The organism is Pseudomonas sp. NFX98 (assembly GCF_047784845.1).
GTDB lineage: Bacteria > Pseudomonadota > Gammaproteobacteria > Pseudomonadales > Pseudomonadaceae > Aquipseudomonas.
This window is the reverse complement of sequence record NZ_JBLNNF010000032.1, coordinates 15,320-37,506: the sequence shown is the minus strand read 5'-3', so window position 1 is coordinate 37,506 and position 22,187 is coordinate 15,320. Positions and strand designations below refer to the sequence as shown.

The window sequence follows — 22,187 nt, the reverse complement described above, 5'->3', positions numbered from 1 at the left end:
CACGCAGGCCCTGGTGATACTGGCTCGCAAGCTTGCCCGGATCGTATTTGCACTGCTAAAAGGGCAAGGTGAATACCAACCGAAAGCAGGTTGAGGGCTTCCCCTCAACCATAGAATCTCCCACAGGTGCGTGCAGTGACTGAAAGTCAGCAGCGCCCTTCAAGGATCGCCGCATACCCCTCGCGAAAACTCGGATATTTCGGCGTCCAGCCCAACGCTTTCGCCCGTGCATTGCTGCAACGCTTGCTGCCCGTGCGGCGCACGCTGGCGTCATCGGCCCATTCGGTCACACCCAGATATTCGCGCAACCAGCCCACCACATCCGCCAACGCTGCCGGCGCGTCATCGACTCCGATGTAGACATCATCCAGTTTCACCCCACGCCGATCCGCCTCAAGCAGGCACGCCATCAATCCGGCGGCGTCATCGGCATGAATCCGGTTGGCGTATAGCGGTGGATCGACCGCCACGCGATAACCCCGGCGGACCTGAGTCAGCAGCCATTCGCGGCCGGGACCGTAAATACCGGTCAATCGCACAATGCTGGCGGGGATGCCGCTGTTGAGGGCAATTTGCTCGGCTTCGAGCATCACCTGCCCGGAATAGCCAGCCGCTACGGCAGGCGATGTCTCGTCGACCCACTCGCCCTCCTGCTGGCCGTGAACGCTGCTGCTGGAAACGAACAGCAGTCGATTGGGCACCTGCCCATAGTCGCCCAGCCACTCCAGCACATGCTGCAAACCCTGGACATAAGCGGCTCGATAGCCGGCTTCATCGTGATCGGTGGCAGCCGCGCAATACACCAGGTAATCCACCGCACCGACCGGCCAGGTCTCCGGGCAGTCTTTATTGAACAAGTCGCCGGCAACGCCGATCACGCCCTCGGGCAGGCGCGAGACGTCACGCCGCAGGCCATGAACTTCCCACCCCGCAGTCAACAATCGCGTGGCCAGACGGCTGCCGACATCACCGCAACCGGCGATCAAAACAGAAGGCGCGGACATCAGAAAACTCCCCTTGGAAACGGACAGACTAGCGCTGGCAATGGACGAGCGGCTAGCAATGCAGGAAAAAAAGATACTCTATTACTTCTGTTAACAAGAATTACTTGCAATAATACGCGCCACTTTTGTTCTCGGCCTTTCGAGGCCTGGAAGAACATCACCCGTTTTTTTCTCTCAGGTCCGGCCAGCATGACACGCAATCAATTCCCCGCTTCGCCAACCAAACGACCTCGCGCCTGGAGCGCGGTGGCCGCCCTGCTGCTCAGCTTGATGCTGGCGCCTGTCGCCGCTTTCGCTGATGCACAAGCGCCAGCTACTCCGGCCACTGCTGCTGCACCCGCCGACCACGCCGCCCCGGCCGTGACGCCTGCCGCGACCGACCCGGCCCACGCAGCACCTGCTGACGAAGCCATCGGCGAAGACGTTCCTGAAGTCCTCGAAGCCGACAACACCTTGGGCATGGCCCATGACCTGTCGCCGTGGGGCATGTACCAGAACGCCGACATCATCGTGAAAATCGTGATGATCGGTCTGGCCATCGCTTCGATCATCACCTGGACCATCTGGATTGCCAAAGGCTTCGAGCTGATGGGCGCCAAGCGTCGTCTGCGTACCGAAATCGTCCACCTGAAAAAAGCCACCACGCTTAAAGAAGCCAGTGCATCGGCGACCAAGCCTGGCACCCTCGCCAATCTGCTGGTGCATGATGCTCTGGAAGAAATGCATTTGTCGGCCAGCGCCCGCGAAAAAGAAGGCATCAAGGAACGCGTCGCTTTCCGTCTTGAGCGCCTGGTAGCAGCCTGCGGTCGCAACATGAGCAGCGGCACCGGCGTACTCGCCACCATCGGTTCCACCGCGCCGTTCGTCGGTCTGTTCGGCACCGTATGGGGCATCATGAACAGCTTCATCGGCATCGCCAAGACCCAGACCACCAACCTCGCCGTCGTGGCCCCCGGCATTGCCGAAGCCCTGCTGGCGACAGCATTGGGTCTGGTCGCAGCGATTCCTGCGGTAGTGATCTACAACGTGTTCGCCCGCTCCATCACCGGTTACAAGGCGCAGGTAGCCGACGCGTCGGCAGAAGTCCTGCTGCTGGTCAGCCGCGACCTCGATCACCAGCCTGAGCGCAGCTCGCAACCGCACATGGTGAAAGTGGGGTAATCGGCCATGGGCCTGCATTTGAAAGAAGGGGCAGACGACGATCTGTCCGAGAACCACGAAATCAACGTCACGCCGTTCATCGACGTGATGCTGGTCCTCTTGATCATCTTCATGGTGGCGGCTCCACTGGCCACCGTGGACATCAAGGTCGACCTGCCCGCATCCACCGCCAAACCGGCGCCGCGGCCAGAGAAACCGGTGTTCCTGAGCGTCAAGGCTGACCAACGCCTGTTCCTCGGCGAAGACGAAGTGAAGGCCGAAGCACTCGGCGCCACGCTCGACGCCAGGACCCAGGGCAAGAAAGACACGACGATCTTCTTCCAGGCCGATAAAGGCGTGGATTACGGCGACCTGATGAGTGTGATGGACAACCTGCGCTCGGCCGGTTACCTGAAGGTCGGTCTGGTCGGACTCGAGACGGCAGTCAAAAAATGATCACGACGCGCCATAAGCTGACGCGTTACAGCGGTAGCCTGGCCGTGGTGCTGGGCGTTCACGCGCTGGCCATCGCGCTGGCCGTGAACTGGACCGCCCACCCGCCCATCGAATTGCCGCCCCAGGCAATGATGGTCGAGCTGGCGCCGGTTCCGGCCCCGCCACCGCCCGCACCGCCGAAGGTCATAACGCCGCCACAGCCACCGGCACCGGTGGAAGAACTGCCGATACCGAAGCTCGCCGAAGCACCGAAGGCCGAGATCGCGGTGCCCAAACCGGTCAAGCCCAAGCCGAAGCCTCAACCGCCCAAGCCTGTGGAGAAAAAGCCGGAGCCGCCGAAGGAAAAACCTTCCGAGGCAAAACCGAGTGAAGCGCCACCGACTCCGTCACAAACTGAGAAATCCGCTCAGCCTGTACCGGGTCCATCGGCTGCTCAGGTGGCGGCCAAGGCCAGTTGGCAAGGCACCCTGCTCGCGCATTTGGCCAAGTACAAAAAGTACCCGGCCAGCGCGCAGGCGCGGGGCAAGCAAGGCACGAACCGCCTGCGTTTCGTAGTGGATGCCGAAGGCAACGTGCTGTCGTACGAACTGGTCGGCGCGTCCGGCACTGCGGATCTGGATCGAGCCACGCTCGATATGATCCGCCGCGCCCAGCCGTTGCCAAAACCACCGGCCGACATGCTGAACAACGGCTCCATCGAAATCGTTGCACCGTTTGTTTACTCGCTGGAAAACCGCCGGCGCTGATCAATGTGGGAGCGAGCTTGCTCGCGATGAGGCCGTTACATTCAACATATTCATTGGCAGTAAGATCGCCATCGCGAGCAAGCTCGCTCCCACAGGGTTATGCAACAACCATAAAGGCACCGAAAGGTGCCTTTTGCTTGTCTACCAGCGGCAAACACGCATTGCCCGGTGTCACTCGACACACACAGTCTGATAACGTGCGTCTATCGATTGCAGCCAGTATGCTTGGCGCGCAACTTCATGGACGCTTGCTATGACTCTCACAGAATTACGCTACATCGTTACCCTCGCCCAAGAGCAGCATTTCGGCCACGCGGCCGAGCGTTGCCACGTCAGCCAGCCGACCCTGTCGGTGGGTGTGAAAAAGCTTGAAGACGAACTCGGTGTGCTGATTTTCGAGCGCAGCAAAAGCGCCGTGCGCCTGACCCCGGTTGGTGAAGGCATTGTGGCCCAGGCACAAAAAGTCCTGGAGCAGGCCCAAGGCATTCGTGAACTGGCCCAGGCCGGCAAGAACCAACTGACCGCACCGCTGAAAGTCGGTGCGATCTACACCGTCGGCCCGTACCTGTTCCCGCACCTGATCCCGCAACTGCACCGGGTCGCCCCGCAGATGCCGTTGTACATCGAAGAAAACTTCACCCACGTGCTGCGCGACAAACTGCGTAACGGCGAACTCGACGCGATCATCATCGCCCTGCCGTTCAGCGAAGCCGACGTCCTGACCTTGCAGCTCTACGACGAGCCGTTCTACGTTCTGATGCCGGCCCAGCACCCTTGGACGCAAAAAGAATCCATCGACGCCAGCCTGCTCAACGACAAGAGTCTGCTGCTGCTCGGCGAAGGCCACTGCTTCCGCGATCAAGTGCTGGAAGCCTGCCCGACGCTGACCAAAGGCAACGACGGCGCCAAGCACACCACGGTCGAATCCAGCTCGCTGGAAACCATTCGGCACATGGTCGCATCCGGCCTGGGCATTTCGATCCTGCCGCTGTCGGCGGTCGACAGCCATCACTACGCCCCTGGCGTGATCGAAGTTCGTCCGCTGTCGGCACCGGTTCCTTATCGCACCGTGGCCATCGCCTGGCGTGCGAGTTTCCCGCGTCCGAAGGCCATCGAAATTCTCGCTGACTCCATTCGCCTGTGCTCGGTGGCTAAGCCCGCCGCACCGGTAACGGCCGGTTAAGCCAACGCCATGACCGAGTTGTCGCAAGTGTCGGTGACGGCACTCAAGGGTGTCGGCGAAGCCATGGCCGAGAAACTGGCCAAGGTCGGCCTGGAAAATCTCCAGGACGTACTGTTTCACCTGCCCCTGCGCTATCAGGACCGCACTCGCGTCGTGCCGATCGGTGCACTGCGTCCAGGGCAAGACGCCGTGGTCGAAGGCACCGTCAGCGGCGCCGACGTGGTCATGGGCCGTCGCCGCAGTTTGGTTGTACGCCTGCAAGACGGTACCGGTGGACTCAGTCTGCGCTTCTACCATTTCAGCAACGCACAGAAAGAAGGCCTTAAACGCGGTACGCGAGTCCGCTGCTACGGCGAAGCACGACCCGGCGCTTCGGGGTTGGAAATCTACCACCCGGAATACCGCGCCATCACCGGCGACGAACCCCCGCCCGTGGATGAAACCCTGACGCCTGTGTATCCGCTCACTGAAGGCCTGACGCAACAGCGCTTGCGCCAACTGTGCATGCAGACCCTGACCTTGCTCGGCCCGAGCAGCCTGCCCGACTGGCTGCCGACCGAACTGGCCCGCGACTATCAACTCGCGCCGCTGGCCGATGCGATCCGCTACCTGCACAACCCGCCAGCCGATGCCGATGTCGACGAACTCGCCCTCGGTCATCACTGGGCCCAGCATCGCCTGGCCTTCGAAGAACTGCTGACCCATCAACTGTCGCAACAACGCCTGCGCGAAAGCATGCGTTCGTTGCGCGCGCCGGCCATGCCCAAAGCCACGCAACTGCCGGCCAAGTACCTGGCCAATCTCGGCTTCAACCCGACCGGCGCCCAGCAACGGGTCGGCAATGAAATCGCCTACGACCTCAGCCAGCGCGAGCCCATGCTGCGGCTGATTCAGGGCGACGTCGGCGCGGGCAAAACCGTGGTCGCCGCCCTCGCCGCACTGCAAGCGCTGGAAGCCGGTTATCAGGTCGCGTTGATGGCGCCCACCGAAATTCTCGCCGAACAGCACTTCATCACCTTCAAGCGTTGGCTCGAACCGCTGGGCATTGAAGTCGCGTGGCTGGCCGGCAAGCTCAAGGGCAAAAACCGCGTGGCCGCGCTGGAGCAAATCGCCAGCGGCACGCCGATGGTGGTCGGCACTCACGCGCTGTTCCAGGACGAAGTGCAGTTCAAGAACCTGGCGCTGGTGATCATCGACGAACAGCACCGCTTCGGCGTGCAGCAGCGGCTGGCGTTGCGGCAGAAAGGCGTCGGCGGACGCATGTGTCCGCACCAATTGATCATGACCGCCACGCCGATCCCGCGCACGCTGGCCATGAGCGCCTACGCCGATCTCGACACCTCGATCCTCGACGAATTGCCGCCCGGCCGAACCCCGGTCAACACCGTGCTGATCACCGACACCCGGCGCGTCGAAGTCATCGAACGGGTGCGCAGCGCCTGTGCCGAAGGGCGTCAGGCGTATTGGGTGTGCACGCTGATTGAAGAGTCGGAAGAGCTGACCTGCCAGGCAGCGGAAACCACTTATGAAGACCTCACCGCCGCCCTTGGCGAGTTGAAAGTCGGGCTGATCCATGGCCGCATGAAGCCCGTCGAAAAGGCTGCGGTGATGGCCGAGTTCAAGGCCGGCAACCTGCAACTGCTGGTCGCCACCACGGTGATTGAAGTGGGCGTGGACGTGCCCAACGCCAGCCTGATGATCATCGAAAACCCCGAACGCCTGGGCCTGGCGCAACTGCACCAATTGCGCGGCCGCGTCGGCCGGGGCAGCGCGGCCAGCCATTGCGTGCTGCTCTACCATCCGCCGCTGTCGCAGATCGGCCGTCAGCGCCTGGGCATCATGCGCGAAACCAACGACGGCTTCGTCATCGCCGAAAAAGATCTCGAACTACGCGGCCCCGGCGAAATGCTCGGCACGCGGCAAACGGGTCTGCTTCAATTCAAGGTCGCCGACCTGATGCGCGACGCCGACCTGCTACCCGCCGTGCGTGACGCTGCTCAAGCTTTGCTGGAACGTTGGCCGGACCACGTCAGCCCATTACTCGACCGCTGGCTGCGCCACGGGCAGCAATACGGCCAAGTGTGAGCACCGTCGCAGTTTCTGGACACTCGGCTTGAGCAAGCTGGTTATACTCCTGCAATTGTTTTAGAACGGATACAGAACCATGACCGAAGTTGCCCTCGCACCCGCCTCCCCGCACGCTCCGTCGGTTATTCGGCTGCTGCTGGGCAAACTGGGCATCGCCTACGAAGAGGTCCTGGATCATCACGGCTTGAACCCGGCGCGCAAGGTCCAGGCCGTACTGCTCGATGACGCCGTCGGCGCGCTCATGGTGCTGTTCCCGCAGAGCCAGTTGCTCGACCTCAACCGTCTTACCGAACTCACTGGCCGCCGTCTCACCGCGGTGCCAACCGAGCGCCTGGAAAAGATGCTCGGCAAGCACAACCTGAGCCTGCTGCCCGGTCTACCGTCGCTGACCAGCTCGCCGTGCCTGTATGAAGAAAGCCTGCTGCGCGAGCCCAAAGTGCTGGTCAACTCGGGCGAGCCGGGCGTGCTGCTGGAAATTACCAGCGAAGCCTTCAAGTCCATGCTGAACAAGGCCAGCGCCGCCAACTTCGGTGAAAACCTGAGCAGCATCCGCCCGAACCTCGACCGCCCTGACGATGACCGCGAGGAAATCACCCAGGCCGTTCAAGCGTTCACCGCGCGGCGCATCCAGCAACGCCTGGAAGCGACCATCGAAATTCCGCCGCTGGCCGAAACCGCGCAGAAGATCATCAAGCTGCGCGTCGACCCCAACGCCACCATCGACGACATCACCGGCGTGGTCGAAACCGATCCGGCGCTGGCTGCGCAAGTGGTGAGCTGGGCGGCATCGCCGTACTACGCCTCGCCGGGCAAGATTCGTTCGGTGGAAGACGCCATCGTGCGGGTGCTGGGCTTCGACCTGGTGATCAACCTGGCGCTGGGCCTGGCCCTGGGCAAAACCCTCAGCCTGCCCAAAGACCACCCGCAGCACAGCACGCCGTACTGGCAGCAATCGATCTACACCGCTGCCGTCATCGAAGGCCTGACCCGCGCCATGCCGCGCACCCAGCGCCCGGAAGCCGGCCTGACTTACCTTGCCGGCCTGCTGCACAACTTCGGCTACCTGCTGCTGGCTCACGTGTTCCCGCCGCACTTCTCGCTGATCTGTCGTCACCTGGAGGTCAACCCGCACCTGTGCCACAGCTACATTGAGCAACACCTGCTGGGCATCAGCCGCGAACAGATCGGCTCGTGGCTGATGCGCTACTGGGACATGCCCGATGAACTGGCCACCGCGCTGCGCTTCCAGCACGACCCGGCCTACGACGGCCCTTCCGCCGAATACCCGAACCTGGTGTGCCTGTCAGTGCGCCTGCTGCGCAGCCGTGGCATCGGCTCCGGCCCCGACGAAGACATCCCCGACGCCCTGCTCGAACGCCTGGGCCTGACCCGCGACAAAGCCAACGACGTGGTCAGCAAAGTCCTCGAAGCCGAAGTGCTGCTGCGCGAACTCGCCTCGCAATTTTCCCAGGCATAAAAGCAATCGCGAGCAGCTCGTTCCCACAAAGGTCAGCTGAAACTTGTGGGAGCGAGCTTGCTCGCGATGAACCCAGCCTCGGTCTGACAAAAAACAAGCGCGCTGCTATGATTTGACTGCAAACAGAGGGCTTTTCGATGACCCAAACAGCTGCTGTCAGTGTTGCAAGCCAAGTGCGCAAGCTTGCTAAAGATCACAAAATTACTGCTGATGCTGATGGCATGAGCCGTATGGCCGTGATCATTACGCGTATGGCCGGGGATCTTGTTGAACTGGATGGCGTTGAACAGTTACTCGTCAATCTCAAAAAGAAAGGCGTTCTGAGCAAGTCTGAGACTCTCGTACTCCAAGGCCGCTACCTTCAGGAAAGGCGCTCAAAGAAACGTAGCGCATGACTTTCGATCCGTTCGGCGACTTCGAAACGGCTGGATATCTACAAAATTCTCTACAGCTCAAAGACCCCATCGAAGTAAAAGAGTCAGAACATCTTTCGTTCGAATTGAGCATCGAAGATGCTCTTTCCTATTTGGCCAAGAAAAGGCCAATCGACTATAAGTCCGTACTCAAGGTCCACGAAATCCTGTTCTCCGGCTTTTATCCCTGGGCTGGAATAGACCGGAACGAACTTGTACCTCACCTGGCAGTATTCAAGGGCTCACACGACAATCCTCGACACACTGTCTTCGAGCACCCGAACTCCATCAAGATGGCTGTCGAATATGCGCTTGAGCTGGCAAAAGACAAAAAACGTTTCAGAGATCATCCTGGCGGGGTAATGGGCCAACTGGCTTTCGCACACCCTTTCCTGGACGGCAACGGCCGCACGATCCTGTTAGTCTTCATGGAGCTCTGCTATCGGGCCAAATTCGCCATCGACTGGTCAAAGACTAGCAAGGATGGCTACTTGCGGGCACTTAGCGATGAGATCCGAGAGCCACGCGAAAGACATCTCGACACTTACCTGAAACCGTTCATGGTCAACATATCCAGTCGTGACGAGTGGCCAGAGACCATCAGCGGCATCAAAGGCCTCGACGGTCTGGACAAGGAAGACATCACGTACGAAAGCCTGGATAACCCGGAAGTCCAGCAGATCTACAAGACATACAGAGCCCAACCCCTCGACAGCCGGGAGCCTCTTGAATCGGATGACTGAAGAGGCTCGCGAAAGATGCTGCAGGCTGCCTGAAAGGCATCAAGCCTTGGGCTTGGCCTTCTTCGGCTTCAAATACTTGGTCAACCCCTGGAACCAGATCACCAGCGCCGGGTTACCCTTGATCTGAATCGACTTGTCCTGAATCCCGGTCATGAATGCCAACTGCTTGTTCTTCGCCTGCATCGTGGCAAAGCCGTACGCGGCATCTTTAAAGGCGATGGCAAACGCAGGCTCGGCAATCACCCCGGCCTTGCTGGTGATGCGCTGATCCTTCACGCGGAAATGCCGCGCCACTTTCCCGTCCAGGGTTTGCAGCTGAAACACCAACTCCTTGTCACCCAATTGCTGCTGGAACGCAGGATTGGTCCGGCTGGCCTTGCCCATCAACAAACCCAGCATCCACAGCAGAAAACGAAATTTCATGCGCAAGCCTCAAGAGAAAAATGAACGGCCGGCGCAGTGTAGCGACTTCAAATGAGAACGCCACTATCGAGTTGCGTTAGAAGAAGATGGACCTATTTTTGACGGTGATGACTACCAAGTCATTGACTAAACGCTCTGCGGAAACGGCGATTTAGGTATCGACACGGAATTGGGTACGCCATCTAAAGAAAATTTCAAATAATTGCTTCAGGTGGATTAGATCACTCGGGAAACATGATCATCGCTAGCGTCATCTTGATGAATTCCTCATTCTTGTCGAGGGCACTTAAAGCGCCACGCACGTTTTCAGCCACGTCAGGAGATCCTTTCTTTTCGGCCCAGTTGGTAAGCTCCAAAATGGCGGCTTCAAGAGCGAGTTGGTTTTCATTGATCTTGAACAACAAAGAAGGAAGTAGATCTGAATTTTTCATCGTGAATCCTCAGTTGAGATTCAGAGTAGCAGCCCAGCACATAAGCCGAGCGGAAGTAATTTTTTCTCCGATCATGGTTACAGAACATGACGGTCAAATACGGTTTTTTACCGGGTGAGGGGTAACGCAAAAAAGTGTTTAAGTGGAGTGCGATCTCGCACCTTTTACCTTCCTTCCTCTCAGACATTTCCTTCAAAAATTAAAGCCATCCATGAACTAGGCACGGTCCCCATCCGCAGTTAACCTCTGTTCGTCACTGCAAAAAACGGTGACAAGGACGTGCAAGTCCGGTACATATCGCCGCGCAAATGCCTTGTGACCCATGAAGCGTTAAATGCTTTTTTGGATGCTATATGGCGGCTGTGCGTGGGAGGTCCCTTTGGGGTCTGCCGGGGTCCGATATGCCCGGTCTTGCACACCTGCGTACGGCTGCCACCATCATTCGAATGCAAGCGAAAAGGTGTCAGTCCCTCATCTACACATATCGGGATACATCAATGATTAAGCCAACGCCTAACCCGCCGGAAAATCCGGCCACCTCGCCCTACGAATCCCTGGACTCCAAGAAGCTCCACGAAGCCGCCGAACGCGCCCTAGATCACCATCTCATCCCACCTAACCAGACACCACCTAAACGCAGCGGCCAACTCTTCAGCGTCTGCCCAGACATAAACACCGAAGCACTCTTGGCTAATGCTTCAGAAGACCTGCTGTCCATCAGCGCCATCGCTGCCGACCTAGCCGACGATGTGGACGGCTCACGCCGCTCTGTAGCCTTGGCGCTCAGCCGCATGGCTGACGGGGTGCATCTGTTGGTTGAGCGAGCGCTTGATCATTTGGATGAGCCGGATATGGCGGCGATACTCGCCAGACAACAACGTCGATCCAGCTAATTCACAAAGCAAGTAAACAACCCCGACTGGCGCGTTCCCGCCCCATCGGGGTTTTTCTCGTCACAGCGCTACACCACAGCAGGCCTCCCACATCATCAATGCTACTTCCCTGTTTCCGCCTCACACGTAGGACGCATCTGATTTGCTCTCTCGGGTCTTAACTGCCTCGCTTCCTCAATACTTTTCGCAAGCACAATTCAATGCTGAGTCGGTGGGCATTTCGCTCATGACAACAAGCCACGCTTAGGGCGCTTGCAGACAGAAAACCAATAAATGGCTGAAGGGCGTTTCATTCGCTGGGGTTACAAGCCCACCAGCGATGGAGGGGTAAGGATTTGACGATTCGGCACAATAAAAAAATGGCAGTTCTGCTTTTCGGATTGTTGTTATCGGGTTGCGCGCAAAGCACCGCCCAATCGTCCGACCATAAAGGATGGTTTCTGGGTTTTGGGGCGCCAGCCTATATGGAAGTCTTGATTGAAACAGCGGATATCGTGGATATCCACGAACAACTTTTACGAACAGCTGTAGCCGGCATCGCATCAGTCCAAACCCCCGGCAACAACAAAGGGAAACCTGCTGGCTGGCCCGAGAATCCCGGCAGCGGCGCTGGTCATTACATCAGACAGGTTGATCTACCCCGACTGATCTATGTGCGCTGGCAATCGTTGGCTGAACCGCAAACCTATGAGGCCTACATCGTCATTCCCGAGTCCGCTCGGGAAATCATGCGCGAACCACAGAAAGTTTTCTGCGAAGCGGACGGCAAGTGGATTACGGAGTTCCGTAGCAAAATCGCCATTGGCTTGGCTCCGGGCGGCATTGCAAAGGTCTGGCTTCGTGGTGCCTGCCTGAACTCAATCGAGATTGTCAGGGTAGACGGAAAAATTTATCCGAAAGGCCCATATGGAGGTAAGTCAGGTGGCAAGCATCGGCCCCTGACTGAGACATCCAAGGCCTATATAGAAAAATTCGGGATTCCCTATGGCTCTTGGTAATGAAAAGCCCACTGTCTCGATAATCAAATCATCCCGCTTAATCAAACGATGTACGGGGCTGCTTTTCGGATTGTTGTTATCGGGTTGTGCACAAAGTGCCGCCCAATCGTCCAACCGTGAAGAATGGTTTCTGGGCTTTGGTGCGCCGGACTACATGGAAGTCTGGATTGAAACGGCGGACGTCATGGATATTCACGAACGACTTCTACGAACAGCTGTAGCCGGCGTTGCCTCAGTCCAAACTCCCCGCAACAACAAAGGGAAACCTGCTGGCTGGCCCGAAAATCCCGGCAGTGGCGCTGGTCATTACATCCGACAGGTTGGTCTACCCCGCCTGATCTACGTGCGCTGGCAATCCTTGGCCGAACCGCAAACCTATGAGGCCTACATCGTCATTCCTGAGTCCGCTCGGGAAATCATGCGCAAACCGGAAAAGGCCTTTTGCACGGCGGATGCCAAGTGGATCACCGACTACCGCGACGATATCGGTATTGGCCTGGCGCCCGGAGGCATCGCCAAAGTCTGGTTGGGCGGAACCTGCTTGAATTCGGTTGAAATTGCACGGGTGGAAGGGAGGATCAATCCGAAAGGCCCATATGGAGGTAAGTCCGGTGGCAAGCATCGGCCCTTGTCCGAGATATCCAAGGCCTACGTAGAAAAATTCGGGATTCCCTATGGCTCTTGGTAACGAAAAGTCCGATGTCTCGTCGATCAAATCGCCCCACTCAATCAATCGATGTGCTGGGCTGCTTTTCGGTTTGGTTTTTACTGGCAGCGCACAAACCCACGCGCAATCAAGTTACGACGAAACGTGGTCATTGGGCTTTGGAGCCCCGGACTATATGGAAGTCTGGATTGAAACAGCGGACGTGGTCGATGTTCGCGAGCGCCTCTTTCGTCGGGCTGGTTCCGGTATCGCATCGGTATTCACGCCCAGCGATAATAAAGGCAAACCCGCAGGCTGGCCCAAAAGCCCCGGTAGAGGGGCTGGTCGGGACGTCACTGGCGCCGACTTACCCCGCCTGATTTACGTGCGCTGGCAATCCCTGGCCGAACCGCAAACCTATGAGGCCTACATCGTCATTTCTGAGTCCGCTCGGGAAATCATGCGCACGCCGAAAAAGGCCTTTTGCAGAGCGGATGCCAAGTGGATCACCGACTACCGCAACGATATTGGTATTGGCTTGGCGCCCGGTGGAATCGCCAAGGTCTGGTTGGGCGGGCCCTGTTTGAAGTCCGTTGAAATTGCTCGAGTAGAGGGCACCATCAACAAAAAAGGACCGTCTCAGGGAAAAAATGAAGGCCGATATGCATTGCCTTTGTCGCCGGAGTCCCAAGCGTACATAGAAAAATTCGGGATCCCTTATGGCTCTTGGTAACGCAAAAGCATCCGAATGTTTGTACGGCCATCACGAGCAAGCTCGCTCCCACATGAAAGCATCGGTATAGTGCCGCCCCTCTTCGCATGAGCGGTCGTCGGTAGCGAGACCTCAACCCATGCGAAACCCGAACTAATAACAAACCCGCGATATGAAACCGGGACGAACTCTTCGCCTCGCCTGTTGCGCCGTGTGCCAACGGGTGTAACGCGATGTGTCTGTTCCGGCGTGCATTTGCCTACACAAAAAACAGCGAGGAATAATCCATGCTCGAAGTCATTAACGACTTCCTCTCAGGGAAAGTACTGATCGTGCTCATTGTCGGGCTCGGTAGCTACTTCACGATCCGCTCGCGTTTCGTTCAATTGCGTCACTTCTTCCACATGTTCGCGGTGTTCCGCGACAGCCTCAAAAGCAGCGCCGGGCAACTCAGTTCGTTCCAGGCGTTGATGCTCAGCCTCGCCGGCCGCGTCGGTGCGGGCAACATTGCCGGTGTCGGCATTGCCGTGACCCTCGGCGGGCCCGGTGCGGTGTTCTGGATGTGGGTGACCGCGCTGGTCGGCATGTCCAGCAGCTTCTTCGAATGCTCCCTCGGCCAGCTCTACAAACGCTGCGATTCCGAAGGCCAGTTCCGTGGCGGCCCGTCCTATTACATCCAGCACGGTTTGCAAAAACGCTGGTTGGGGATGCTCATGGCGTTCCTGTTGCTGGTGACTTTCGGGTTCGCCTTCAACGGCCTGCAAGCCCACGCCGTGACCCACTCGTTGAACAACGCGTTCGGTCTGGACACGACCTACACCGGCATCGGCCTGGCCGTGCTGTTGGGCCTGGTGTTCGTCGGCGGGATCAAGCGCATCGCCAAGGTTGCTGACCTGTTGGTGCCGGTAAAAACCCTGGTGTACATCGGCGTGACGATCTACGTGATCGTGCTGCAATTCGATCAGGTGCCGGGCATGCTGATGACCATCGTCAAGAGCGCCTTCGGTCTCGACCAGGCCTTCGGCGGTCTGATCGGCAGCGCCATTGTCATGGGTGTGAAGCGTGGCGTGTTCGCCAACGAGGCGGGCCTGGGCAGTGCGCCGAACGTGGCGGCCGTGGCGTCGGTCGAGCACCCGGTGGCACAAGGTGTTGTGCAGGCGTTCAGCGTGTTCCTCGACACCTTCGTGATTTGCACCTGCACCGCATTGCTGATTCTGCTCTCGGGTTTTTACACTCCGGGCTTCGAAGGCGATGGCATTGCCCTGACCCAGAACTCGCTGGCCGCCGTGGTCGGTGACTGGGGCCGGATGTTCATTTCCGTGGCGCTGGCGTTGTTCGTGTTCACCTCGATTCTCTACAACTACTACCTGGGCGAGAGCAACCTGCGCTTTTTGATCGGTGAAAACCGCAAGGCGTTGATGGGCTATCGCGCGCTGGTACTGGTGTTGATTTTCTGGGGCGCTATCGAGAACCTCGGCACCGTGTTTGCCTTCGCCGACATCACCATGACCCTGCTCGCGTTCGTCAACCTGATCGCGCTGTTCCTGCTGTTCAAGGTCGGCATGCGCATCCTGCGCGACTACGATGACCAGCGCGCCGCCGGGATCAAGACGCCGGTGTTCGACTCCGCCAAGTTCCCGGACCTGGATCTGGATCGCCAGGCCTGGCCGGCGAACCCGCCAGCCGCGCCTCTGGCGCACCCTGGGTTGCACGGTGTGACCGCAGCGCAACGCTGATCGGTAAACGACAGGCGCATCCTCCGCGCCTGTCAGTTAAAGTGCGAAAAACTGTGGGAGCGAGCTTGCTCGCGATAGCGCACTGTCAGGCAACATAGCGATGTCTGTCCTACCGCTATCGCGAGCAAGCTCGCTCCCACAGGAACTCATAGTTCCGGAGAACCTCCATGAATTCCTCGACCTACCCTGCCGCCCAGCACGTCATGGTGCTCTACACCGGTGGCACCATCGGCATGCAGGCCAGCGCCAATGGCCTGGCTCCCGCGTCCGGTTTCGAAGCGCGGATGCGCGAGTACCTGCACAGCCAGCCTGAGTTGGTGGTGCCGCAATGGCGCTTTCGTGAGATGTCGCCGCTGATCGACAGCGCCAACATGACCCCGACGTACTGGCAGCAACTGCGCGAAGCGGTGGTCGATGCGGTGGATGCGCAGGGCTGCGATAGCGTGCTGATCCTGCATGGCACCGACACCCTCGCCTACAGCGCGGCAGCGATGAGTTTTCAGCTGTTGGAGCTGCATGCCCGCGTGTGTTTTACCGGTTCGATGCTGCCGGCCGGCGTGACTGACAGCGATGCCTGGGAGAACCTCGGTGGTGCGCTGGTTGCCTTGGGCCAAGGCCTGGCGCCGGGTGTGCATTTGTACTTCCACGGCGAACTGCTGGACCCGACCCGTTGCGCGAAGGTACGCAGCTTCGGTCGGCATCCGTTCAAGCGTCTGGAGCGTCAGGGCGGTGGCGTGAAGGCGACTTCGATTCCAACGCAACTGAATTACAACCAACCTAAACAATTGGCGAATGTCGCCGTGCTGCCGCTGTTTCCAGGTATAAGTGCCGCAATCGTTGATGGCCTGCTCGACGGCGGCATTCAGGGTCTGGTGCTGGAGTGTTATGGCAGTGGCACCGGCCCGAGCGATAACCCCGAGTTTCTTGCCAGCCTCAGTCGTGCGCGAGACAACGGTGTGGTGGTGGTCGCTGTCACGCAATGCCACGAAGGCGGCGTTGAACTGGATGTCTACGAGGCTGGCAGTCGCCTGCGTGGCGTCGGCGTGCTGTCGGGCGGCGGCATGACCCGCGAAGCGGCGTTCGGCAAGTTGCAGGCGCTGCTGGGTGCAGGGCTGGCAACCGCCGAGGTGCGGCGCCTGGTCGAGCTCGACCTGTGCGGCGAATTGAGCTGAATCGCCAGCTCAAAAAACTCCTGGCGTATAAATAACTACCACCTCTGCTGATTGATGCCTCCCTAGCATGGAGTGACCCGAGGCTTGTTCTCGGGCAACTCCATCATTTTTGAAATGCAGGGATGCACCATGAGCACACCAGCCTTACCCTTCACACCGCAAATTCCCGCACCGACCGAGGCTTTGATCACTCAACTCAGCGTCGGTCCCGACCTGAGGGAAGTTTCGGCCGTCCTTCTACGCCAGCATTTGCAAACACTGTATCCGGCGCTGGATATCGACCCCGCCATTACCATGCTCGGCACGCCAACGTGGAAAATCGTCGACGATGAAATCGTGGCCGGCCCCACCCGATATCAGGCGTTGACGGAAATCCTCGCCGATCAAACGGTGTCCGCCATTCCAGCCCTTTACATCGAGGGCGAACACTTTCTGGTCCAACAACCGATCACTGAACTCGCCATCCATTTGCCGGTGCGGATCGACGAAATCGCCAAACTCATCAATCTGCTCGCCCCGCTGATGCTCTCGGCTTTTCAGGAGCAACAGCTGGCATTCTGGAACACGGTCAATGGCAGCGACGGTCCGCGCTGGCATGAACTCTCAAGCACCCTGCGCAACTTCTGGAATGTCGACAAAGTCCAGGGCTGGGATGACGATGATTGCAGCATGGCGCGCAACCTGTTCCGCTCCCCGGACCTGGCGAGCCGAAAACTGGACGATGCCTATCAAAGCAAAGCTTATCTGGTGGGCATCGACCTGGTCGATGGAGAGAAAGTGACACACCTGAGCGAGGTGTCGATAGCGATGCTGGTCGGCACGCATGAGGAGCGCACCATCGTCCTTACCCATTCGCTGCTCAAGGGCTATGAAAAATTCGATTCCCTGGAAAAATTTGGCCAAACACTCCCGGATCACCTGAGCATCTCCGTACCCCATCAGGAAATACAGTGGCGGCTGATAGAGCCCAACGACAATTTCTTTGATTACCAGGCTTGCGCGTTGATCTCGATGCAGATCGATGTCATTGGCGCCCTTGATTTTTCCGGTCTTGGGCATGCCAATCCGGGTAAGCCGCTGACCGCACCGCCACCCGCACCCGAAACCGTCGAGACCAGCACAAAACCAGGCCCTGGTATTGAATGGTTCAAAGACTCATTGCCCGACTGGTTGAGTTCGGCACCACTGCCGGATCTGAATAACTTTTCACGACACTTGAAAGACCTGGCGGCGCTGCACAGTCAGAATGCCGGCAAGTCCTATCTGGACGGCATACTTCCAATCAAGCAGTACGCACTGAACGAGCTCAACGCACTGCATATGAAAAAAACCGTAGCGCATGCCGTCACGGTAAAGCAGGAGACGGATTTCGAGCTTGATCTGGCCATGATCGAGATACGCGTCCAGAGCCCTGTCATCTGGGGAACCTTCGTCGTTCCGGGCAAGATCGACAGCTACACATTCAGCATCGCCGATCTCGCCCTGCAGAACCTGATTGCACTGCCCACTGGAAACAAGACCCTTCAATCGACCAGAGGCAAAACCCTCCCAGAGTGGCTGACCGTGAAGTATGTCGAAGACCTCATCACCGAGGCCGATATCGGCAAAACCTATCCGGCACTGATAAAAAGCACACTGCTCGAAGATCCAAAGGAGTCCACGCGCCGGCAAGCCCTGTTTACCCAACACCTGCGAATTCAGTTACCGATGCTTGCCTTGCAATGCCACATTCGCAAACAGGCTGGCATCGACGCACGCGGCTACCGCTATGTCGTGGCCGTGATGGAGCCCGATGTGGGTAACCGTGTCGTTGAAGGGCAAACCATCGTCATTCGCCCGCTGGCCTTTGTTCCCATGCGTCGAAGGGATGGCTCCGAGGATGTGGTCGCCAACATGTTCGTAATCGGCCCGCAGGACCCGAGCGCCGGCCCATGCCTGTTGTATCGACCGATGCTTGACGAGCCATTGACTCAATACCCCTCGCCCACCAATTTGCTGTATGCCATCCAGCAATCCGCCAGCTTGCGTGAATCCGTGCTGGCCTGGTTGCCGGACAGCGCGCGCAGCGACTACGCCAACTACGTTTTCCAGGGTGAGTCGCTTGCGCCGTGGGTCGTTTCCGAATTTCTGGTCGATTCGGTGAAGCTCATCACGATGACCGGACCGATGATGCTGGGGAAAAAAGCATTGGAGGGCGATCTGCACGCCGCCCTGTTCAAGTCCAACACGAATGCATTGGTTGAGCTCGCTGATCGCGAGTCAGTTTCGAATGCCGAAAACCGCTGGGCCAGCTTCAGGCAGTCTGGTTGGACGCTTTTCAACACGGTGCTGCCTTTTTTGGGGCGTACGGTCGCAATCTCGGCCTGGATCTGGCAGATCATGGACCAGCTTCAACAGCTGCATGATGCGCAGGAAAAAAACGACAAGCCTGAACAATGGGCGGCACTGACCGATCTGTTGCTCAACCTCGGCATGGCGATCACGCTCCATATCGCCACCCGAAGCACATCGGGCAAGCATCTGACAAACCTCGCTCCCACGGCTGAACCACCCCTCACAAAAGAATCGGCAGCGAAACCAGTCAGCATCAAACAACTCGCCAAAACCACTGGCAGTGAGGCACCCAACATCCAGCAAACCCTGAACATCAGTGGCGCTGTAAATCGAACGCCCGGCAGTCTGGCAACCGCTCTGGAACGCTTCAAAATCACTCGCCCCGAAGACCTCGGCACCGTCAATACCAAGGAAGGTACTCATCGGCATCTCTATGGTCTCAACAAAAAATGGTACGCGCCGGTCGGTGCGAATTGGTTCGAGGTTTCGGTCGATGACGAAGGCACCGTCATGATCATCGACCCCAAACAGACTGATCGCACCGGCCCGGTCTTGACCCATAACCTTAAAGGCGAATGGTTCATCGACACGCGCCTGCGTCTGCGAGGCGGCGGACCAAAGAGCCTGGAGAAAATAGCCAAGGCTCAAGCCATGCTCAAGGCCGTTGAACTGCGCACCAAACTGACGGCGTTTGAAAACCGCAAGAAAGCTGCGCAGAACGAACTGCAGCAGGCTCACCAAGCGATCGGCAGCGCAAGCGCACAGACCGCTCAAGCCAAGCGCCAACTCTACCTTGAGAAGCTGGAGGCTCAGCAAGGCGATTACGCAGTCGCTCTTCGAGACCTCATAACGTTGCATGTGTTTTCGCCCACCGCGGACTTCCAGCAGAAGGCGCTGGGGTACCTTGGCGCCCAGCTGGAACTTATCCGTGCCGGCATTAGGGAAAAGCTCATCACCTTCAGTCCAAAATTGCGCTCTGTGTTAAGCCATATCGAACGCCAAGCCGAAGCGCCACAGGAGCGCCAAATCGAAGATGCAAGGCAAATGAGCGAAATGACCCAGGACATGATCGCGCGCCTGGAGAGCATTCAATCGCGATTCACGGAACTCAAGCCGCTGGGAAGTGAAGGACTGCGACTGATGCAGCAGACTCGCGAACGGTTGCCCGCCTACTCGCTCGATGACCTCAAGACCCTCCAAGTGACGATCGCACGCAATCTGTGCCTCTCCGAAAGTACCATCGCGACGCAAGCCCAAGCCTGGTCGGTCATTGACCGGATTGTCGACACCGCCGACATCGCCGTGCGAGCGCTGCGCGACACGCTGGACGAACGCAGCGTGGCGCGTCTGGACGAGCGCGTCGACAGCCTCAACGACCTGATTGAACAGTTCAGCGTGATCGACGAACGCTTGCTGGATTTCAAGAGTACGTACGCCGCACACGTCCTTGAGTCGCCGATGAAACAGCTGCGCCAACAGCTTGAGGCGTTCAAAAACCGCGCGACTCAGAATCTGGTACTGCTGATTGAAGAAAGGGATGCATTACGCGCCAGGCCCACGCTGCCCGTGCAACCGCCGAGGCCCAGGAGGAAGTTCATCAGGACACGCTACAACGGTGTTCTCATTGGACAGCCGCGTCTCACTGCGCAGGGCCTGGAGACTGATCTGGTGGACATTACGTCACCGCTCACCGACAAGGTCATTGCCACCTTCCACGAGAAAACCCCGGGCGTCTGGGTGGAACGTTTGACGAGCCCCACAACCGAGCCCGCCAAGCCGGATTTGCAGATCAGCATCAACAAGGGCCAGGCGTTACTCGACGGACTGGAAGCGTTCAATACGCGCATGGCCGAACAACTGAAGCAGCCAGGACGCTCGCCTGGCGGGATCGAATACCTCTTTCATCAGCATGCGATGGAGCTTGAGCACGCCAGTAGCGCAATTGATCAAGCATTGACCGACCGCAATGTCACCGAGAGCACCACAAATTCGGCGGCGCAGGTCAATAAAGCCCTCAGTGATGCGGTGGATAGTCTCTATGAGCAGGCCACCACCAACATGCTGAGGATGACCAAGGAACAACCACCCACCCCGGCGGGGATTAAATGGCTGGTGGGCGAAAAGGCCCTGAGCATTGCGAAAACCATCACCCGGCGCCGCGTGAAAACCGGCAGGACACTGTATCTGGATGAATACAAGCTCACTGATGCGAAAACCCGGGAGGTGCTCTGGTATGCGCATTTCCTGTACTCCACCTCCTGGGTTCCAGCCAAGTCGTTTCTCTATGGGCGCCTTAAAACCTCGCAAGAGCAACAAATGGGACCGGCCGCCGACACCGCCACAGGCCTGAATGGCCCGCAACGGCTCGCGTACTACCGCAGCATGATCGGGCTGGAGCAGGCCAGGCATATTTTCTTCGGCACCGAATGAGTCACCCATAGTTGTTACGTCAGTGCGCCCTCGCCAACGCGAGGGCGCTTCGATCACGGCACGTTACTTGCTCCGTCCCGTTCAAACAAAGACCGGTGCCCCGTATGCTTCACTCCCACCTCACCACGCTCAATGCTGTCTCTCTGGTGCTCAACGCTTTCAAGGACGAAGGCTTGTCCAGCGAGGCGCTGCTGGCCGGCAGCGGCATCAGTGCGGCGGATCTGAACCGCGCCGACACGCGCATCACCACCAATCAAGAGATGCAGGTCTGCGCCAACGCCGTCGCGCTCAAACGCGACATTGGCCTTGAACTGGGTCGGCGGATGCACGTTTCCTGCTACGGCATCCTTGGTTACGCGCTGCTCACCTGTGCCACCTTCGGTGACGCTTTGCGGCTGGCGATGCGTTATCCGGCGCTGCTGGGAACACTTTTTGAACTGAGCCTGGAGGATGACGGCGAGCGTGTCTGGTTCGCTGCCGCCGATTACCGCGAAAGCCCGTCCATGGCGACGTTCAATGCCGAGTTCTGCCTGGTATCGCTGAAAGTCACTTGTGACGATCTGCTCGGCCATCCCCTGCCCTTGCTCGGCGCACGCTTCGAGCATGCCGCGCCCGACTACGAAGCGAGCTATGCGCAGCATTTCGATTGCCCGCTGCACTTCGGCGCACCGAACAATGCCTTTGCCTTCGACAGGCGCTGGCTCGATCAAACGTTGCCGCTTGCTGACGCAATTACCCATCAAACCATGGCCGAGCGATGCCGCAAGCAGAACCTTGAGTTCACAGGGCGCCAGGCTTGGCTGGGGCGTATTCGGCAGTTGCTCGGTGCGCAATTGAACGCAGCGCCCGGGCTGGAAGGCCTGGCCGAGCAGATGAATTGTTCGGCGCGCACGTTGCGTCGGCACCTCAAGGATATGGGTTGCAGCTATCAAGAATTGCTCGATGAACTGCGCTTCGAGCAAGCCAAGCAAATGCTCTGTGAAGATCAGCTGCCGATCTATCAGATTGCCGAGGCGCTGGGCTTTAGCGAGACCGCGAGTTTCCGGCATGCGTTTGTGCGGTGGAGTGGTGTGGCGCCCAGTCAGTTTCGGCCTTGAGGTCGACACAATTCCTGTAGGAGCAAAGCTTGCTCGCGATGCGTACACCTCATTGCACTTGCAGT

The 22,187-nt window shown here is 58.6% G+C and carries 19 protein-coding genes and 1 pseudogene; 17 read left to right on the top strand and 3 right to left on the bottom strand.

Going from position 1 to position 22,187, the window contains the following annotated elements; translation table 11 throughout:
• Positions 1-94 (top strand): annotated as a pseudogene (locus tag ACM110_RS28945) (IS110 family transposase); the annotation flags it as partial.
• A 52-nt stretch (positions 95-146) separates the two neighbouring features.
• On the opposite strand, the gene ACM110_RS28940 reads toward ACM110_RS28945, so the two are convergent.
• Positions 147-1,004 (bottom strand): NAD-dependent epimerase/dehydratase family protein, encoded by an 858-nt coding sequence (locus ACM110_RS28940; protein ID WP_416130484.1) that lies wholly within the window; start codon positions 1,002-1,004, stop codon positions 147-149.
• 189 nt (positions 1,005-1,193) lie between these two features.
• Here ACM110_RS28940 and exbB point away from each other — a divergent pair, with 189 nt between their 5' ends.
• From exbB to ACM110_RS28900, 8 genes are all read left to right on the top strand, one after another.
• The gene (gene exbB, locus ACM110_RS28935; RefSeq protein WP_416130483.1) at positions 1,194-2,165 is read left to right on the top strand and encodes a tonB-system energizer ExbB; all 972 of its coding nucleotides are present in this window, start codon (positions 1,194-1,196) and stop codon (positions 2,163-2,165) included.
• A gap of 6 nt (positions 2,166-2,171) precedes the next feature.
• Complete coding sequence (exbD, locus tag ACM110_RS28930) at positions 2,172-2,600, top strand: TonB system transport protein ExbD (protein WP_102673741.1); 429 nt, start codon at positions 2,172-2,174, stop codon at positions 2,598-2,600.
• A complete protein-coding gene (locus ACM110_RS28925) occupies positions 2,597-3,346 on the top strand; it encodes an energy transducer TonB (RefSeq protein ID WP_338583893.1) in 750 nt (249 codons plus the stop codon). Before exbD ends, ACM110_RS28925 begins: the two co-directional genes overlap by 4 nt.
• A gap of 253 nt (positions 3,347-3,599) precedes the next feature.
• Positions 3,600-4,529 (top strand): hydrogen peroxide-inducible genes activator, encoded by a 930-nt coding sequence (locus ACM110_RS28920; protein ID WP_075946874.1) that lies wholly within the window; start codon positions 3,600-3,602, stop codon positions 4,527-4,529.
• Between the two features lie 9 nt (positions 4,530-4,538).
• Positions 4,539-6,614 carry an ATP-dependent DNA helicase RecG gene (gene recG, locus ACM110_RS28915; protein WP_416130482.1) on the top strand — a complete coding sequence of 692 codons (2,076 nt, stop codon included), beginning with the start codon at positions 4,539-4,541 and terminating at the stop codon, positions 6,612-6,614.
• Positions 6,615-6,693: 79 nt separating this feature from the next.
• On the top strand, positions 6,694-8,094 hold the full coding sequence (locus tag ACM110_RS28910) for an aminoacyl-tRNA deacylase and HDOD domain-containing protein (protein WP_416130481.1): 1,401 nt from the start codon (positions 6,694-6,696) through the stop codon (positions 8,092-8,094).
• 137 nt (positions 8,095-8,231) lie between these two features.
• Positions 8,232-8,489 carry a hypothetical protein gene (locus ACM110_RS28905; protein WP_416130480.1) on the top strand — a complete coding sequence of 86 codons (258 nt, stop codon included), beginning with the start codon at positions 8,232-8,234 and terminating at the stop codon, positions 8,487-8,489.
• A complete protein-coding gene (locus ACM110_RS28900; protein WP_416130479.1) occupies positions 8,486-9,250 on the top strand; it encodes a Fic family protein in 765 nt (254 codons plus the stop codon). The genes ACM110_RS28905 and ACM110_RS28900 overlap by 4 nt, the downstream gene beginning before the upstream one ends.
• Before the next feature lie 39 nt (positions 9,251-9,289).
• Here ACM110_RS28900 and ACM110_RS28895 read toward each other — a convergent pair whose 3' ends face one another.
• Together ACM110_RS28895 and ACM110_RS28890 are read right to left on the bottom strand one after the other, a co-directional pair.
• The gene (locus tag ACM110_RS28895) at positions 9,290-9,673 is read right to left on the bottom strand and encodes a helicase (RefSeq protein WP_416130478.1); all 384 of its coding nucleotides are present in this window, start codon (positions 9,671-9,673) and stop codon (positions 9,290-9,292) included.
• 221 nt (positions 9,674-9,894) lie between these two features.
• Positions 9,895-10,104, bottom strand: a complete 210-nt coding sequence (locus ACM110_RS28890) for a hypothetical protein (RefSeq protein WP_416130477.1) — start codon at positions 10,102-10,104, stop codon at positions 9,895-9,897.
• A 497-nt stretch (positions 10,105-10,601) separates the two neighbouring features.
• On the opposite strand from ACM110_RS28890, the gene ACM110_RS28885 reads away from it, so the two are divergent.
• The 8 genes from ACM110_RS28885 (at position 10,602) to ACM110_RS28850 (ending at position 22,122) form a co-directional block, all read left to right on the top strand.
• Positions 10,602-10,997 (top strand): DUF6124 family protein, encoded by a 396-nt coding sequence (locus tag ACM110_RS28885; RefSeq protein ID WP_416130476.1) that lies wholly within the window; start codon positions 10,602-10,604, stop codon positions 10,995-10,997.
• 359 nt (positions 10,998-11,356) lie between these two features.
• On the top strand, positions 11,357-11,995 hold the full coding sequence (locus ACM110_RS28880; RefSeq protein WP_416130485.1) for a DUF2931 family protein: 639 nt from the start codon (positions 11,357-11,359) through the stop codon (positions 11,993-11,995).
• Positions 11,982-12,683: a DUF2931 family protein gene (locus ACM110_RS28875; RefSeq protein WP_416130475.1), complete on the top strand. Its 702-nt coding sequence runs from the start codon at positions 11,982-11,984 to the stop codon at positions 12,681-12,683. The genes ACM110_RS28880 and ACM110_RS28875 overlap by 14 nt, the downstream gene beginning before the upstream one ends.
• Positions 12,670-13,374 (top strand): DUF2931 family protein, encoded by a 705-nt coding sequence (locus ACM110_RS28870; RefSeq protein ID WP_416130474.1) that lies wholly within the window; start codon positions 12,670-12,672, stop codon positions 13,372-13,374. The genes ACM110_RS28875 and ACM110_RS28870 overlap by 14 nt, the downstream gene beginning before the upstream one ends.
• 266 nt (positions 13,375-13,640) lie before the next feature.
• A complete protein-coding gene (locus ACM110_RS28865) occupies positions 13,641-15,089 on the top strand; it encodes an alanine/glycine:cation symporter family protein (protein WP_416130473.1) in 1,449 nt (482 codons plus the stop codon).
• Positions 15,090-15,256: 167 nt separating this feature from the next.
• Positions 15,257-16,261: an asparaginase gene (locus ACM110_RS28860; protein WP_416130472.1), complete on the top strand. Its 1,005-nt coding sequence runs from the start codon at positions 15,257-15,259 to the stop codon at positions 16,259-16,261.
• Between the two features lie 129 nt (positions 16,262-16,390).
• On the top strand, positions 16,391-21,025 hold the full coding sequence (locus ACM110_RS28855) for a dermonecrotic toxin domain-containing protein (protein WP_416130471.1): 4,635 nt from the start codon (positions 16,391-16,393) through the stop codon (positions 21,023-21,025).
• A gap of 104 nt (positions 21,026-21,129) precedes the next feature.
• Positions 21,130-22,122, top strand: a complete 993-nt coding sequence (locus ACM110_RS28850; RefSeq protein WP_416130470.1) for an AraC family transcriptional regulator — start codon at positions 21,130-21,132, stop codon at positions 22,120-22,122.
• Positions 22,123-22,187: the final 65 nt, after the last annotated feature.

Excerpts from the sequence above, each read along its gene's own strand:
- ACM110_RS28890 (WP_416130477.1), bottom strand. The coding sequence starts at position 10,104 with ATGAAAAATTCAGATCTACTTCCTTCTTTGTTGTTCAAGATCAATGAA.
- recG (WP_416130482.1), top strand. The coding sequence starts at position 4,539 with ATGACCGAGTTGTCGCAAGTGTCGGTGACGGCACTCAAGGGTGTCGGC.
- ACM110_RS28855 (WP_416130471.1), top strand. The coding sequence starts at position 16,391 with ATGAGCACACCAGCCTTACCCTTCACACCGCAAATTCCCGCACCGACC.
- ACM110_RS28925 (WP_338583893.1), top strand. The coding sequence starts at position 2,597 with ATGATCACGACGCGCCATAAGCTGACGCGTTACAGCGGTAGCCTGGCC.
- ACM110_RS28870 (WP_416130474.1), top strand. The coding sequence starts at position 12,670 with ATGGCTCTTGGTAACGAAAAGTCCGATGTCTCGTCGATCAAATCGCCC.
- ACM110_RS28900 (WP_416130479.1), top strand. The coding sequence starts at position 8,486 with ATGACTTTCGATCCGTTCGGCGACTTCGAAACGGCTGGATATCTACAA.
- ACM110_RS28905 (WP_416130480.1), top strand. The coding sequence starts at position 8,232 with ATGACCCAAACAGCTGCTGTCAGTGTTGCAAGCCAAGTGCGCAAGCTT.
- ACM110_RS28875 (WP_416130475.1), top strand. The coding sequence starts at position 11,982 with ATGGCTCTTGGTAATGAAAAGCCCACTGTCTCGATAATCAAATCATCC.
- ACM110_RS28860 (WP_416130472.1), top strand. The coding sequence starts at position 15,257 with ATGAATTCCTCGACCTACCCTGCCGCCCAGCACGTCATGGTGCTCTAC.
- ACM110_RS28920 (WP_075946874.1), top strand. The coding sequence starts at position 3,600 with ATGACTCTCACAGAATTACGCTACATCGTTACCCTCGCCCAAGAGCAG.
- ACM110_RS28880 (WP_416130485.1), top strand. The coding sequence starts at position 11,357 with ATGGCAGTTCTGCTTTTCGGATTGTTGTTATCGGGTTGCGCGCAAAGC.
- ACM110_RS28850 (WP_416130470.1), top strand. The coding sequence starts at position 21,130 with ATGCTTCACTCCCACCTCACCACGCTCAATGCTGTCTCTCTGGTGCTC.
- ACM110_RS28895 (WP_416130478.1), bottom strand. The coding sequence starts at position 9,673 with ATGAAATTTCGTTTTCTGCTGTGGATGCTGGGTTTGTTGATGGGCAAG.
- exbD (WP_102673741.1), top strand. The coding sequence starts at position 2,172 with ATGGGCCTGCATTTGAAAGAAGGGGCAGACGACGATCTGTCCGAGAAC.
- ACM110_RS28940 (WP_416130484.1), bottom strand. The coding sequence starts at position 1,004 with ATGTCCGCGCCTTCTGTTTTGATCGCCGGTTGCGGTGATGTCGGCAGC.
- ACM110_RS28885 (WP_416130476.1), top strand. The coding sequence starts at position 10,602 with ATGATTAAGCCAACGCCTAACCCGCCGGAAAATCCGGCCACCTCGCCC.
- exbB (WP_416130483.1), top strand. The coding sequence starts at position 1,194 with ATGACACGCAATCAATTCCCCGCTTCGCCAACCAAACGACCTCGCGCC.
- ACM110_RS28865 (WP_416130473.1), top strand. The coding sequence starts at position 13,641 with ATGCTCGAAGTCATTAACGACTTCCTCTCAGGGAAAGTACTGATCGTG.
- ACM110_RS28910 (WP_416130481.1), top strand. The coding sequence starts at position 6,694 with ATGACCGAAGTTGCCCTCGCACCCGCCTCCCCGCACGCTCCGTCGGTT.